A 13,675-nucleotide genomic window follows, 5' to 3' on the forward strand; every position below is an offset into this window, starting at 1 on the left:
GTCAGCCCGAGCAGCTATTCATAAGTCTAATATGAAACAAAGATGCAATTTGACTGGGGCACAATTTTATCTCGGTTGATCCAAAAGAGACCGTCATAAGCCAGACAATTGGTTCTGTCTTGGATGCAGAATGGTGGCACGCAGTCTCGCATAAGGAATGTCGGCTGTCATACGCTGACGGTTTGAACTCGCATCTTGTCTTTCCGCTGAATTGACACCCCATAAGACTGCGCCTTAGATCGGGTAACATGTTTGGTCTTCCCTGGGCTTGAAGAGGCCTTGAGGACGAACAGATTAAACGGCGTCCAACAGGGCGGCCAAGGCAGGGAGAGACAGTGAGCAGGATAATTTCCTTCTTCTTCAGGGGCCTGGAAGGTCTGCTGGTGCTTCTGCTGGCGGGCATGGTTGTCATGGTCTTTGGCAATGTCGTGTTGCGCTATCTCTTTGATACCGGGATCGACGTATCCGAGGAACTATCCCGCTTCTTCTTCGTCTGGCTGACCTTCATCGGTGCCGTCGTGGTGGGGCGCGAAAATGCTCATCTGGGTGTCGAGACTCTTGTGGCGCGCCTTGGCGACAATGGTCGCAAGGTTTGCATGGTTCTGTCCGACCTGTTCATCATCGGCTGCTGCGTCGTCTTCTTTTGGGGAACCTGGCAGCAGGCCGAGATCAACGCCACGAATTACGCGCCTATCACCGAAATCTCGATGCTTTGGGTCTACGGAGTAGGATTCTTCACGAGCATCGGGCTGGGCGTGATGGCTGCTTTGCGGATCCTGCGTGTCGTGACCGGGCGAGTGAGCGAGCATGAACTCAAGGCGTTCGCCGGAGACTACAGCGATGATGAAGCGCATGCTCTGAGGGAGCGACTCGAGTGACAATCATTGTCTTTCTCACCTCGCTTCTTGGAGCCATGGCTCTCGGAATGCCGATTGCCTTTGCTCTGATTGTCTGCGCTCTCGCGCTCATGCTCTGGCTCGGCAATTTCGACAGCCAGATCGTGGCTCAGAACATGATCATCGGTGCTGATAACTTTCAGCTTTTGGCCGTGCCGTTCTTCCTGCTGGCCGGTGAGTTGATGAATGTCGGAGGCCTGTCGAAGCGCATCGTCAATTTCGCTCTGGCGTGCCTCGGACACATTCACGGCGGACTGGGTTACGTTGCTATCGTGGCGGCACTCATTCTTGCGGCGCTGTCCGGTTCTGCTGCTGCGGATACGGCTGCTCTCGCAGCCATCCTGATACCCATGATGCGGAATGCGGGATATGACATTCCAAGGTCGGCGGGTCTCATTGCCGCGGGCGGCATCATCGCTCCGGTGATACCGCCGTCGATCGGCTTCATCGTCTTCGGCGTTGCCGCCAATGTGTCGATCTCCCAGCTCTTCCTGGCAGGTGTCGCCCCTGGACTGATGATGGGACTGTCGCTTGTCGTTGCGTGGGCCATCGTCAGCAGAAGAGACAAGATGCAGACGGCGCCCCGGGCCACCATGCGTGAGCGCGGCAAAGCCTTCATCGATGGGTTTTATGCTCTCCTCATGCCCGTGATGATCCTGGGCGGTATCAAATGGGGTATCGTGACGCCGACCGAGGCCGCAGTTCTTGCTGCCGTCTATGCGCTCATCATTGGCATGTTCGTCTATCGCGAACTGAAGCCGTCGATGCTGTATGGCGTGTTCCTCACGGCGGCGAAGACGACGGCTGTGGTGATGTTCCTTGTCGCCGCCGCACTTGTTTCCGCCTGGCTTATCACGCAGGCGAACATACCGGGCGAAATCAGCGGGCTCATCGAGCCTCTGATGGGGAACAAGACCCTGCTCATGTTCGCTCTGATGTTCCTTGTCGTTATCGTCGGAACTGCGTTGGATTTCTCCCCGACCGTTCTGATCCTGACGCCCGTTCTCATGCCGATCGTCAAACAGGCGGGCATCGATCCCGTCTATTTCGGGGTGCTGTTCATCATCAACAATGCCATCGGACTGATCACGCCTCCGGTGGGAATCGTGCTCAATGTCGTGAGCGGTGTCGCCCGCGTGCCAATGGGAGCCGTTATCCGCGGCGTGAACCCATTCCTGATCGCCCAACTTATCGTGCTCTTCCTGCTCATCATCTTCCCCGATCTGGTTATGGTGCCCTTCTCCTGGTTGAGAGGGCGATGAGCCGGCTGAAAAACTAAAAGAGAGAGGAAACAATCATGAATGCTTTCAAATTCGCTCTTGCTGCCGGTGTCGCAGCAACCGTTATGGCCGCTGTTCCGGCCTATGCCCAGTTCACGGAGCGCAACATCCGCCTGTCCAATGGCGTGAACGAGGATCACCCCAACGGCAAGGGCGTCGAGAAGTTCCGGGCCTGCCTCGCCGATAAGTCCGGAGGCAAGCTGAAGGTGCAGGGCTTCTGGGGCAACGCCCTGGGTGGAGACCTTCAAGCCACGCAGGCTCTTCGTTCCGGCACCCAGGAGATGGTCGTCACTTCGAGCTCGCCGCTCATTGGCATTCTGCCGGATCTCGGCGTATTCGATCTTCCGTTCCTGTTCGCCAATGAGAAGGAAGCCGATACCGTTCTCGACGGTGCCTTCGGCAAGTACGTCGACGGCAAGCTCGAAACGGTAGGCCTCGTCAATCTGGCATATTGGGAGAACGGCTTCCGGAATCTTACGAATTCGCGCCGGCCGGTCGAAAAGTGGGAGGACTTCAAAGGCCTGAAGGTCCGCGTCATGCAGAACAACGTGTTCCTCGACACGTTCAAGAACATGGGTGCCAATGCCGTGCCGATGGCGTTCGGCGAGGTGTTTACGGCCCTTGAGACCAAGGCCATCGACGGCCAGGAAAATCCGTTCGTGACCATCGATACCTCCAAATTCTATGAGGTACAAAAATACCTTTCCGTGACCCGTCACGCCTATACCCCATTCCTCGTTCTCTATTCCAAGAAGCTGTGGGACGGGCTGTCGAAGGATGAGCAGGCGGCTCTGCGGGACTGCGCCGTTGTCGCTCGGGACGAGCAGCGCAAGGTTTCTCGCGAGCTCTCGCAGGCCTCCCTCAACAAGATCAAGGGAGAGGGCATTGTCGTCAACGAGCTCAACGCTCAGGAAGCCAACCGCATGCGGGAGCAGGCCAAGGCGGTCTGGGAAAAGCATTCCGCAACCATTGGCCCGGAGACGGTGAAGTTGATGCAGGCGGAACTGGACAAGGTTCGCCCGAAGTAAGCTTTGGATTTCGCCAGGAACCGCGCGGCTCGTGAAGCTATGCACGCGATCGGCGCGGTTCGCCCTTTGATATCCAAGAAGCCTGCAGATACCTGAACGTGGAGAAGGTTTCGATCGATGCAGATCCTCATTCTCGGAGCGGCCGGGATGGTCGGCCGCAAGCTTACGGAACGACTGGTGAAGGAAGGCCAGTTGGGCGGAAAGGCGATCACGCGCCTTGCTCTGCATGACGTGGTTGAGCCCCAGCGCCCCGAGGCTTCATTTGCCATCGATACGTTGACCTCCGATTTCTCCATGCCTGGAGAAGCGGAGAAGCTCATTGCAAGACGTCCCGATGTCATCTTCCACCTTGCCGCCATCGTTTCCGGTGAGGCCGAGGCGGATTTTGACAAAGGATATCGGATCAATCTCGACGGCACCCGGTTTCTGTTCGATGCCATCCGGACCATTGGAGATGGATACAAGCCGCGGGTGATCTTCACATCCTCCATTGCTGTTTTTGGAGCTCCATTCCCGGAGGCGATCGGAGATGAATTCTTCCTGACGCCGCTCACGAGTTATGGCACGCAGAAGGCGATGGGTGAGCTGCTGCTCGCCGATTACACGCGACGTGGGTTCTTCGACGGTGTGGGAATCAGGCTTCCTACGATCTGTGTCCGACCTGGGAAGCCCAATAAGGCGGCGTCGGGCTTCTTCTCGAGCATTATTCGTGAACCGTTGAACGGTCAGGAGACGGTCCTGCCGGTTTCGATGGATGTGCGCCATGCCCATGCCTCGCCACGATCCGCCGTGAATTTCCTTGTTCATGCGGCAACCCTCGACACGTCGAAGATCGGCCCGAGGCGCAATCTGACGATGCCGAGTGTGTCTGTGACTGTGGGTGAGCAGATCGACGCGCTGCGGCGTATTGCTGGCGATCAGGCGGTTGCCAGAATCCGTCATCAGCTCGACCTGGATATCATCCGCTTCGTCGAGGGCTGGCCCCGCCGCTTCGATGCCAGTCGTGCCGAGAGCCTAGGCTTCCGTGCCGAGGGAAGCTTCGACGAGATCATATCCATCTATATCGAGGATGAGCTTGGTGGCGTCATCCCGAGGTGATGGGGGGGCACCACGGCGCAATGCGGAGGATGTGCCGTCGACGGAAGTCTCAGCCTCGGGGCCGCTCCGAAAAGAATCTCTGCCGAAAAGATGCCCATTGATGGATTGCCCAGAGCGTGAAGCGTCCTACGGGCTTCTGCAGAAAGGGTATGTCATAGGCAATCAACAGCAGGCCCAAGGGAAGCATCCACAATCCGAGGAACGGCAAGATCGAGAAGATCCCGCCAAGGATGAGAAGAACACCCATTGGAAGTCTGACCCACCGCGAGTCCGGGTGGCGAAGGCTGCGAAGGACACGCGCGACTTTGCCCGGCACCTCATGCTCCAGACGCCTGAATGCCTGCCTTAGAACCGCTCTTCCACTTTCGTGTCTCATGCTCTTCGCAATATCCATGGCCGATAGGAGCTCCGTCAAAGCCCTAAGAGTGGCTGGGAGCTCCTTCAGGGCAGCCTTTCTGCATCATGGACATTGAACGCGAGCTGAATCGGCATCCTGTCGCCTAGCCTGTACGCCAGGAGAACAGGTTCAGTTTCTCACAGGCGGGCTTAGAGATTGAGACCCGAAAGCGCGTCGGCGACCGCCTGTGTCCCCTGTTCTCGAACCCGCATGATCCTGAGAGCCCGCTCTTTCTGCTCGAGGCGGTAGAGGTAGGGATCGAACTCGAGCGGTAGTGCAGGGTCGCCGGGATAACGCGGCTTCTCCGCTCGCTCGTAGTAATCTGACCTCAGCATCTGCCCAAGATGCTCCCGAACCGAGGGTGGAAGCGGCAGAACACTATGGCGTGCCGGTAGCGTCGGAGAGCTCAAGTGGCTCGTTCCTTGATGTTGCGCAATGTTATCAAACATCGATTGGCCCCGCAGAACTGCTCAGGTTAACGCGCGGCCGATGACTTGGTTGCAGTCACGATTGGCACAAACTGACGCAGGCAGCCCGCGTCATTTGCGGGACTGTTCGGCAAGCCTGGATCAAGCTTTCCCCATTAGAGCTCCCCAGGATATGAGGTGGGGAAGAGCTTTGCGAAACGACCCTTTGCTTGCCGAGCGGCTTGAATTCATTGGCATCGATGACGGAACCTGCCGCGATCTTCGCACGATCTGGCAGGAGATATCTCCTGAGCTGCCGAAGATCCTCGAACGGTTCTACGCGCATATGCACCGGCAGCCGCGCCTTTCCAAATTGATCGGGACGCAGCAGTCCCGGCTCGCTTCGGCCCAGTTGCAGCATTGGAGCAGGCTCTTCAGCGGTAACTTCGATGCCTCTTATGTTGACGGAATTCGACGCATCGGCCTCATTCACAACAAGATCGGCCTGGAGCCCCGGTGGTATATCGGAGGCTATGCCTTCATTCTCAATGAACTGGTGGGTGCTCTTTCGAAGAAGCACCGCTTCAAAGGAGCAATGCTCGCCCGCAAGCTGACGGTGATGAACCGGGCTGTCATGCTGGACATGGACTTTGCGATTTCCGTGTATGAGGAGGCCTTCGTCCAGGATCGCCAGAAAAAAGGTGAACTCCTGTCACAGGCTGTCGCTGCCTTCTCCGATGCCGTTCAAGAGAGCCTGCAGATTTCAGGGCAGGCGAGCGGCGCCTTGTCGGACAGTGCGACGGCCCTCGATGAGGCAACCGGAAGCGCCAGTAATCTTGCCATTCAGGTCACGGTCGCTGCCGAACAGACGGCCTTGAACATGCAGTCTGGAGCAGCTGCGGCGGAGCAGTTGGCATCGTCCGTTCGGGAGATCGGGCAGCAGGCCAGCCGTTCGGCTGATGTCGCGCGGCATGCCCTGGAGAACTCTCAGCGCACAAAGGAATCTATCACCGGACTGGCTGAACAGGCCAAGCAGATCGGAGACGTGGTTGATCTGATCGAGAGGATTGCAGCTCAAACCAATCTGCTTGCGCTGAATGCGACGATCGAAGCAGCCCGTGCTGGAGAGATGGGTAAGGGCTTTGCCGTCGTGGCGCAGGAAGTCAAAACCCTCGCCAACCAAACTGCCAAGGCAACAACAGAGATCGGTTCCCGTATCGGCGCGATCCAGGAGGCTACGCAGCGAAGCGTGTCCGATATCGACAATATCGGTCGTATCATGGAGGAAATGAGCGGTATTGCCACGGCAATTGCCGCGGCCGTCGAAGAGCAGGCTGCGGTGACATCGGAGATCGCCGTGAACGTCAACCAGACCAATGATCATACCCATGCCGTGGTCCGGAGCATCGAGGCCCTCACCGGATCGACAGCCTCTGCAGCAACCGCGGCGCAGAGTGTCTCAAGCGCCAAGCATACCTTGAACCAACAGCTTCAGCGCCTGAGACAGGACATCGACCAATTCCTCGCGACCGCAAGAGCCGCCTAAACTGAACGTGCGGGGAAAGCCTGAATACTGTCGGTCTTTCCCAGGCTCGTCTTGAACAGTCTAAACTAATGGAGAGAAACTGATCTGGGCGGTGATTGATTGACTTGTCGTGCCTGATCCCGCGAAGTCGGCTGAAGTCAGTTTTTGCCGCTGAACCGTGTCTTTTTGGGTACAGACACGATCCCGCAAATCAGACACCTTGCAGATAGCTGTCGCCGGAACTGTTTCTGGTACAGCCACAAGGCGGGTTCTGTGTGGGGGGACACAGATGGATCAGACGGACCAGGAAATCGAGCATATCGCTCGGGCGTTCTTTGCCGCTCGGAATGAAACCGGGGTTTGGGAGACTGCGTCGCGGGTCCTGAAGCACGAGTTTCGCCTCTATGCGCGACATGCTCTGAGCATGATCGAAAAAAAGCAGGAGCAGGTCTGGGGTGACAGCCGTGAGATGACAGTGGCGCCCTCCCTCGAGGCCGCATGACGGAAGCTCTCCAGCGTTGAAAAAGGCCAAAGTCTATTTCGAGATTGCTCCCCAGGCATGGGCGGACATCACGGCTTTTTGTGCGCCAAAAGGGGGAGGCCTGTTGAAGGCGTCGCGTTTCCTGCCAATTTGAAAGGGTGCAGACTCTCTCCCGAGGGTCTGAGGAGCGTTTCATGCAACCACCCGACGAATGGGAAATTCCTCCTGAGTACCAGCCTGACCCGAGAACCCTCGGCTATGACCTCAAGGATGCCCTGGCCGCCGTGGTTTCCCTGCGTGCGCGAGTTCCTGACGACGCCTTCACGGCCGAGACGCTCGGGACGGAACGGGCGGGACAGGGCGTCGTCATCCGGGATGACGGCCTTGTCGTCACCATCGGCTATCTGATCGCCGAGGCCGAGGAAGTCTGGCTGACCACCAACAAGGGTCGGGTCGTTCAGGCCCATGTGCTCGCTTACGACTATGAGAGCGGTTTCGGACTGGTGCAGGCGCTCGAACCCCTCGACGTGCCGGTGCTGGCCTTGGGCGATTCCCATCATCTGGAACCTGGCGATCAGGTGGTGGTCGGAGGCAGCGGAGGGCAGAGCCATTCTCTCGCCGCACAAGTCGTCGCCTGCCAGGAATTCGCGGGCTATTGGGAATATCTCATCGATCCCGCCATCTTTACCGCGCCGGCCCATCCCAATTGGGGCGGAACCGCCTTGATCGGACCGCGCGGCGATCTGGTCGGCATCGGTTCGCTCCAACTCCAGCATCAGGCGTCCGGCGGCACCGTGGTGCCCCTCAACATGAGCGTGCCGATCGACCTCCTGAAGCCGATCCTGGACGACCTTTTGACTCTTGGGCGGACCAGGAGTCAGCCACGGCCCTGGCTCGGATTCTATGTTGCAGAGGCGGAGGATGATCAGATTACGATTATCGGGTTGGCCGGGGATGCTCCGGCGCAGCGCGCGGGCTTGCGGGCCGGAGATCAGATCCATGCGGTCGCGGGCCAGCCCGTGACATCGCTGGCGGAGTTCTATCGCGCCATCTGGGGCCTGGGCGCCGCCGGTGTCGATGTGCCGCTAACCCTCGAACGGGAGGGTGATACGTTCGATGTGACGGTGAGATCGGCCGACCGTGGCCGCTTCATGAAGGGACCGCGCCTGCAATAGCCAAAGGCCTGTAGCACGGCTTTGCAACAGCCGAGGCGGCACCATTCCGGGGATCAATCGAGCAGACCGTGAACGGACACTCGTCCCTCAGATGGAGGTTGAGACATGAGTCCGAAGGTTACATTGCCAAGTGGCGATGCCGTTCCAGCTCTGGGCCAGGGAACTTGGCAGATCGCTGAGACGGCAAGCTGGCGGGCTCAGGAGATTGAAGCGCTCCGCCTTGGCGTCGAACTTGGCATGACGCTCATCGATACCGCCGAGATGTATGGAGAGGGAGCCGCGGAGAAACTTGTCGCAGAGGCACTTGCCGATCAGCGCGACCAGCTGTTCCTCGTGAGCAAAGTCTATCCGCACAATGCGAGCCGCCAGGGTGTCGCGCAGGCCTGCGAGCGCAGTCTCAAGCGCCTGAGGACGGACCGTCTGGATCTCTATCTGCTGCATTGGCGTGGAGGTGTGCCGCTGGAGGAGACGGTGGCTGGGCTCGAAGAGCTTCGCCGCGCCGGCAAGATCCGTCATTGGGGCGTCAGCAATTTCGATGTCGATGACATGGAAGAGCTGTTTCAGGTGCCTGACGGTGAAAACTGCGCCACCAATCAGGTGCTCTACAACGTGACGCGACGAGGCCCGGAATTCGATTTGATCCCTTGGATGGCCGAGCAGCGCATGCCGCTTATGGCCTACAGCCCGATCGAACAGGGCAGGTTCCCGCGCGGCGACGTTCTGCAGAGGACCGGACAGAAGCATGGAGCAAGCCCGTTCCAGATTGCCCTGGCATGGCTCCTTCAAAAGCCTGACGTGATCGCGATCCCGAAGGCCTCAAGTCCCGATCACGTAAGGGACAATCATCGAGCGCTTGAGATCCGCCTCGACAAAGAGGATCTTGAGGCCATCGATGCCGAGTTTCCAACACCGAGACGCAAGCGCCCGCTTGAGATGATCTGATCCATCCCGAGAACAAGGACACTGCAGGTTGATGACTTTCACCCGAGCCGACGCACTCGCTGTTGCGGACATTCTCAGAACCACTGCCCAGGCGGAGATCCTGCCACGGTTCCGGAATCTGTCGGCCGATGCCATCCGGACGAAATCCTCGCAGCTCGACCTTGTGACAGATGCCGATGAGGCCGCCGAGCATGTCATCGAGGCCGAGCTTCTGCGCAGGTTTCCGAAAGCGATTGTCGTCGGCGAGGAGGGTGTCAGCCGGAATGCGAGCCTGCTCGATGGCATCGGCGATGCTGAACTCGCCTTTATCCTCGATCCTGTCGACGGCACCTTGAATTTTGCCTCAGGCCTGCCGCTCTTCGGCGTCATGGCCGCTGTGGTGATGAAGGGTGAGATCGTCTGTGGTGTGATCCTGGACCCGATCTCGGACGATTGGGCGATGGCCGTTCGCGGGGAGGGGGCCTGGGTCCAGCGCCCGGATGGAAGCACCATCCCGCTTCGCGTTGCACCGCCGGTGCCCTTGCCCCAAATGACGGGCAACGTCTCTTGGCGGTATCTGCCGGAGGACCTTCGCCCTGTCGTGACGGGAAATCTGCCGAAGGTTGCGATGGCGGCCGATCTCCGATGCTCGGCCCATACCTATCGCCAAACCTCCGCCGGCTACCTTCACTTCTCGTTCTCGTCGAGCGTGATGCCGTGGGATCATGCGGCGGGCTGGCTGATCCACCGCGAGGCTGGCGGTTATACGGCGCATTTCGACGGTTCGCCTTACCGCCCCGTCAATCGCGGTGGCGGCCTCATTAGCGCGCCGGACAAGGAGAGCTGGCAGGCTCTGCGCGATGCGCTTCTCCCGCCTCAGCTCTGATCTTTCTTGAGATAGTTGTAGACCGTCGCACGGCCGAGACCCAGCACGCGTGAGATATAGGCCGCCGCATTGCGCCCGCCGAACGCGCCGTCGCCGGCGAGATCCGTGACGAGCTGCTGCTTCTGTGAGCGGCTCATCTCGGCGATGGTAAGGCCGCGCTCGCGGGTCCATGACTGGATGTATTCGTTGATGCGCTCATGCCAGTCCTCCTTGAACAGCGAGGCAGGCTTCTCGGACGAGTGCGGCACGGCAACGAGTGCGGTGAGCGTCTGCATCACGGCATGGAAATGCGACACATCCACGTTGATGCAGAGAATGCCGATAGCCTTCTCATTCGTACGTAGGACGGCGCTGACCGATTTGATGCGCCGGCCGTCCCAGTTCACTTTTTCATAGGGCCCGATGATGATGTCGGACGGCTTGAAGTCGATCTCGTGCAGGAGGGACGGCTCGCCGAGATCGCGCTTGGAAAAGGGATTGGAGAGATACACCACGGTCTCGGTCGCAAGATCGTGGAGCACCACTTCCGCATAGGGCTGGAAGAGCAGGGCGATGGCGTCGCAGACGGGCGCATAGCTCGCCAAGTCGGGCGACAGCGCAACCTTGCTACTGGTTTGGCGCGTCTGGTTCATTTCACCTCTGCACGCACGAAAGCGGCAAGCCGTTCCAGTCCCGCCTCCAGATGATGGGCGGGCGCTCCGATGCCAATCCTGATGTATTTGTCCATGCCATAGACATCGCCCGGCAGGAGCATGATGCCGCGCTCTTCGCGCAGGCGATGCACCAGCTCGGTTGAATTCATGGGCATGGCATAACGGATGAAGGCCATGCCGCCGGCCTTGGGTGGCACGAAGGAGAAGAGATCGCTGTTGGCATCGACCCAGCGCTGCAGCAGGGCGAGGTTTTCGCGCAGGATGCGCTTGCTGCGGGACAAGATCTCCTGCCGCTTGGCGGACTGTATGGCGATCTCGGCCACGAATTCGCTCACCGCGCCTGTGGTGATTGAGGTGTAGTCCTTGCGCTGCCAGGAGGCGTAGATCTCCTGGGCAGGACCAACGAGCCAGCCGATACGCAGGCCCGGAAGCGCCATCGCTTTCGACAGGCCGCTCGTGATGATGGCTTTCTCATAAAGATCCGCGAAGCTCGGGGGCTCATCCTGCTCCAGCTCCGCGCCCTTATAGACCTCGTCCGCATGGAGATAGATGCCGTGCTCGCGGGCAATCGCGACGAGACCATCCATCGTCTTGCGTGACAGAACGCTGCCGGTCGGGTTATTCGGGTTGCAGATCGTCATCATCTTCGTGCGGCTCGAGACGGCCTTGCGCACGTCATCGAGATCCGGCGTCCACCCGAGTTCCTCGCGGAGCAGGACTTCCTTCACGGTCACGCCGATGGCGCGGGCCCAGCCCCAGATCTGCAGGTAGTTCGGGACGAAGACCACGAGCTCGTCACCAGGCTCCAGCAGGGACATCACGAGCAGAAAGTTTGCCTCGGCCGAGCCGTTGGTGACGATCACATGATCCGGATCGCGGTTCGGGTGAAGATTGGCGATGGCCTGCCGCAGCTCCACGCGGCCGTTCGTCCAGCCATAGCCGAGTTCCACATCGAGCACCTGGTTCTGCTGCTCGGGCGTCAGAAGCTCTCGCAGGGAATAGGGATGCACGCCGCTGTCGGACAGGTTGTACTCAACTGTGTTCTCATAGAGCGACTGAATGCGCTCGAGCGTGAACTCTTCGATCTTCATGGCAATCCCCGCGCTGCGAAAAGCAAGTCACAGGGTCTGTAGCACCAAGAAATTGGACTTTATAGTCCAAATTGGACTTGACGGTTTAATTGTCGCGCTGCCATGGTCCGATCCGCCGGGTGCCACAATGGTGGCTCGGTGCAACTGGCCACATCTACCCCATTCCCGATTGGAGCCTTTGGGTGCAGTTCGATACATTCCTGATGGAGCGGAACCAGACGCTGTTCGAGAACGGCGTCGAGATCAATCTCACCGAGAGCGGGGTTCATCCCTGTTCCATCGAGGAAATCTTGCCTGCCGATCAGGCTCAGGCCCTGCTGCGCCTGCCGCTCGGCTATGGCTGGACGGATGGGCGCCCGGATCTCAGGGCCGCTATTGCGAGCTGGTATCCGGGAGCTTCTGCCTCCAACGTGCTGGTGACGAACGGTTCGTCGGAGGCGACGATGATCACGCTGATGGCGATGATCGATCCCGGCGACAAGGTGCTCTTCGCCGTTCCCAACTTCATGCAGGTGGACGGGCTCGGACGCGCGCTCGGCATGAACATCCAGCGTCTTCCGTTGCTCGCCGATCAGGGCTGGCAGGTCGATCCGGTTGCTCTCAAGAAAGCACTGGACGGCGTAAAGCTGATCGCGGTCACCAATCCCGGCAATCCGACCGGCGCCGTTCTGTCGCGCCGGAGCCGCGAGGCTCTGCTGGAGGCAGCAGAGAAGGCAGGTGCCTGGCTTCTGGTCGACGAGATCTATCGCGGCGGCGAGATCGACGGGGCAGAGACAGAGACATTTTTAGGCGATTACTCCCGCGTCATCATCACCAGCAGCCTGTCGAAATCCTTCGCCTGCCCGGGACTGCGTCTCGGCTGGATCGTCGGGCCTGAAGACGTTGTCGAAGAAGCCGCCAAGCGACAGGATTACACGACCATCGGCAGCGGAATTTTGAGCCAGATCCTCGGCGCCGCCGTCATGGAGCCGCAAAATCGCGAGCGCATCCTGGCACGGGGCGAACCCTGCTGCGCGAAAATGCCGATATCGTCGAGCGCTGGGTCGAGAAGCGGAACCGTTGGTCCTGGCAGCGCCCGGCCGCCGGCGGCATGGCGTTTCTTCATTATGATTTCGACATGCCTTCGGAAGATCTCTCGAACAAGCTGCGCGAAGAGGAGAGCGTCTTCGTGGTCGCCGGAAGCTGGTTCGGCATCGAAAGTCATATCCGCATCGGCATCGGCGTGAAGACCGAGCATCTGGAGGAGGGGCTGGCTCGCCTGGATGCATTCCTCTCCCGGCGTGGCTTAGCGTAGAAAGCATACGCGATGCTGCCGAACGAACATGTGGTGCTAGCAAGAGAGGATCTCCGGCGCCTCGTCGGCATTCCATCGGTGAGTGCGCGAGGAGAATTTCTTTCTGAATGCGCTGAGGCCGTGCATGACCTGCTGAGCGAGGCCGGATTCCGAACCGAGATTCACCCCGGTAATATTGGTCCGTTCGTCGTTGGAGAAATCGGCGAGGGTCCGCTGACCGTCATGGTGTACAACCATTACGACGTTCAGCCCGAGGATCCGGTTTCTTTGTGGCACAGTCCGCCATTCGAAATGACCGAGCGCGATGGGCGCTGGTATGGACGCGGCGTTGCGGATGACAAGGGTGAGTTCATCAGCCGACTTGAAGGCTGGCGCCTGTTCCGGGAGCGGCATCCAGGACCTTTGCCCTTCAGAATCATCTGGCTCGTCGACGGTGAAGAGGAAATCGGAAGTCCTTCGCTCGAAGCGTTTCTCAGGACGCACTTTCCGGGCGAAAAGGTCGATGTCTGCTGGTGGTAATACGGCGAGATCGACTCGAGTGGC

General features: G+C 59.3%; 14 protein-coding genes and 1 pseudogene. 12 read left to right on the forward strand and 3 right to left on the reverse strand.

Translation table 11 applies throughout. The annotated features are described in order from the left end of the window. Positions 1–335: 335 nt before the first annotated feature. The 4 genes from ACS5Q1_RS00390 (at position 336) to denD (ending at position 4,302) form a co-directional block, all read left to right on the forward strand. Complete coding sequence (locus ACS5Q1_RS00390; RefSeq protein WP_203443182.1) at positions 336–878, forward strand: TRAP transporter small permease; 543 nt, start codon at positions 336–338, stop codon at positions 876–878. Next, a complete protein-coding gene (locus ACS5Q1_RS00395; RefSeq protein WP_473096337.1) occupies positions 875–2,158 on the forward strand; it encodes a TRAP transporter large permease subunit in 1,284 nt (427 codons plus the stop codon). The genes ACS5Q1_RS00390 and ACS5Q1_RS00395 overlap by 4 nt, the downstream gene beginning before the upstream one ends. 35 nt (positions 2,159–2,193) lie before the next feature. Continuing rightward, positions 2,194–3,204, forward strand: a complete 1,011-nt coding sequence (locus ACS5Q1_RS00400) for a TRAP transporter substrate-binding protein (protein WP_473096338.1) — start codon at positions 2,194–2,196, stop codon at positions 3,202–3,204. A gap of 117 nt (positions 3,205–3,321) precedes the next feature. Next, a complete protein-coding gene (denD, locus tag ACS5Q1_RS00405) occupies positions 3,322–4,302 on the forward strand; it encodes a D-erythronate dehydrogenase (protein WP_473096339.1) in 981 nt (326 codons plus the stop codon). Between the two features lie 546 nt (positions 4,303–4,848). On the opposite strand, the gene ACS5Q1_RS00410 is transcribed toward denD, so the two are convergent. Continuing rightward, positions 4,849–5,034: a hypothetical protein gene (locus tag ACS5Q1_RS00410; RefSeq protein WP_473096340.1), complete on the reverse strand. Its 186-nt coding sequence runs from the start codon at positions 5,032–5,034 to the stop codon at positions 4,849–4,851. 283 nt (positions 5,035–5,317) lie between these two features. On the opposite strand from ACS5Q1_RS00410, the gene ACS5Q1_RS00415 reads away from it, so the two are divergent. The 5 genes from ACS5Q1_RS00415 to ACS5Q1_RS00435 all read left to right on the forward strand — a co-directional run bounded on the left by ACS5Q1_RS00415 (position 5,318) and on the right by ACS5Q1_RS00435 (position 10,094). Beyond that, entirely contained in the window at positions 5,318–6,652 is a 1,335-nt protein-coding gene (locus tag ACS5Q1_RS00415) for a protoglobin domain-containing protein (RefSeq protein ID WP_473096341.1), read from the forward strand. Between the two features lie 268 nt (positions 6,653–6,920). Further along, positions 6,921–7,133, forward strand: coding sequence for a hypothetical protein (locus ACS5Q1_RS00420; protein WP_203443187.1), 213 nt, complete (start codon positions 6,921–6,923; stop codon positions 7,131–7,133). Positions 7,134–7,306: 173 nt separating this feature from the next. Continuing rightward, the gene (locus ACS5Q1_RS00425) at positions 7,307–8,287 is read left to right on the forward strand and encodes a S1C family serine protease (protein WP_473096342.1); all 981 of its coding nucleotides are present in this window, start codon (positions 7,307–7,309) and stop codon (positions 8,285–8,287) included. A gap of 105 nt (positions 8,288–8,392) precedes the next feature. Further along, positions 8,393–9,229 carry an aldo/keto reductase gene (locus ACS5Q1_RS00430; protein WP_473096343.1) on the forward strand — a complete coding sequence of 279 codons (837 nt, stop codon included), beginning with the start codon at positions 8,393–8,395 and terminating at the stop codon, positions 9,227–9,229. A 31-nt stretch (positions 9,230–9,260) separates the two neighbouring features. Beyond that, positions 9,261–10,094 carry an inositol monophosphatase family protein gene (locus ACS5Q1_RS00435; protein ID WP_473096344.1) on the forward strand — a complete coding sequence of 278 codons (834 nt, stop codon included), beginning with the start codon at positions 9,261–9,263 and terminating at the stop codon, positions 10,092–10,094. Here the strand turns inward: ACS5Q1_RS00435 and ACS5Q1_RS00440 are convergent. After that, a complete protein-coding gene (locus tag ACS5Q1_RS00440) occupies positions 10,085–10,726 on the reverse strand; it encodes a helix-turn-helix transcriptional regulator (RefSeq protein ID WP_473096345.1) in 642 nt (213 codons plus the stop codon). The two genes, ACS5Q1_RS00435 and ACS5Q1_RS00440, sit on opposite strands and share 10 nt — an antisense overlap. Further along, on the reverse strand, positions 10,723–11,838 hold the full coding sequence (locus ACS5Q1_RS00445) for an aminotransferase class I/II-fold pyridoxal phosphate-dependent enzyme (RefSeq protein WP_473096346.1): 1,116 nt from the start codon (positions 11,836–11,838) through the stop codon (positions 10,723–10,725). The genes ACS5Q1_RS00440 and ACS5Q1_RS00445 overlap by 4 nt, the downstream gene beginning before the upstream one ends. Before the next feature lie 203 nt (positions 11,839–12,041). Between ACS5Q1_RS00445 and ACS5Q1_RS00450 the strand changes: the two are divergent. The 3 genes and pseudogenes from ACS5Q1_RS00450 to ACS5Q1_RS00460 form a co-directional block, all read left to right on the forward strand. Beyond that, positions 12,042–12,806, forward strand: a pseudogene (locus ACS5Q1_RS00450) (pyridoxal phosphate-dependent aminotransferase); the annotation flags it as partial. Positions 12,807–12,928: 122 nt separating this feature from the next. Further along, a complete protein-coding gene (locus tag ACS5Q1_RS00455; protein ID WP_473096347.1) occupies positions 12,929–13,132 on the forward strand; it encodes an aminotransferase class I/II-fold pyridoxal phosphate-dependent enzyme in 204 nt (67 codons plus the stop codon). A gap of 12 nt (positions 13,133–13,144) precedes the next feature. Further along, positions 13,145–13,651: a M20/M25/M40 family metallo-hydrolase gene (locus ACS5Q1_RS00460; protein WP_473096348.1), complete on the forward strand. Its 507-nt coding sequence runs from the start codon at positions 13,145–13,147 to the stop codon at positions 13,649–13,651. Positions 13,652–13,675: the final 24 nt, after the last annotated feature.

The sequence above is a fragment of the Microvirga sp. GN3 genome, assembly GCF_055792825.1.

Excerpts from the sequence above, each read along its gene's own strand:
- ACS5Q1_RS00440 (WP_473096345.1), bottom strand. The coding sequence starts at position 10,726 with ATGAACCAGACGCGCCAAACCAGTAGCAAGGTTGCGCTGTCGCCCGAC.
- ACS5Q1_RS00460 (WP_473096348.1), top strand. The coding sequence starts at position 13,145 with ATGCTGCCGAACGAACATGTGGTGCTAGCAAGAGAGGATCTCCGGCGC.
- ACS5Q1_RS00400 (WP_473096338.1), top strand. The coding sequence starts at position 2,194 with ATGAATGCTTTCAAATTCGCTCTTGCTGCCGGTGTCGCAGCAACCGTT.
- ACS5Q1_RS00425 (WP_473096342.1), top strand. The coding sequence starts at position 7,307 with ATGCAACCACCCGACGAATGGGAAATTCCTCCTGAGTACCAGCCTGAC.
- ACS5Q1_RS00435 (WP_473096344.1), top strand. The coding sequence starts at position 9,261 with ATGACTTTCACCCGAGCCGACGCACTCGCTGTTGCGGACATTCTCAGA.
- ACS5Q1_RS00445 (WP_473096346.1), bottom strand. The coding sequence starts at position 11,838 with ATGAAGATCGAAGAGTTCACGCTCGAGCGCATTCAGTCGCTCTATGAG.
- denD (WP_473096339.1), top strand. The coding sequence starts at position 3,322 with ATGCAGATCCTCATTCTCGGAGCGGCCGGGATGGTCGGCCGCAAGCTT.
- ACS5Q1_RS00420 (WP_203443187.1), top strand. The coding sequence starts at position 6,921 with ATGGATCAGACGGACCAGGAAATCGAGCATATCGCTCGGGCGTTCTTT.
- ACS5Q1_RS00430 (WP_473096343.1), top strand. The coding sequence starts at position 8,393 with ATGAGTCCGAAGGTTACATTGCCAAGTGGCGATGCCGTTCCAGCTCTG.
- ACS5Q1_RS00455 (WP_473096347.1), top strand. The coding sequence starts at position 12,929 with ATGGCGTTTCTTCATTATGATTTCGACATGCCTTCGGAAGATCTCTCG.
- ACS5Q1_RS00410 (WP_473096340.1), bottom strand. The coding sequence starts at position 5,034 with ATGCTGAGGTCAGATTACTACGAGCGAGCGGAGAAGCCGCGTTATCCC.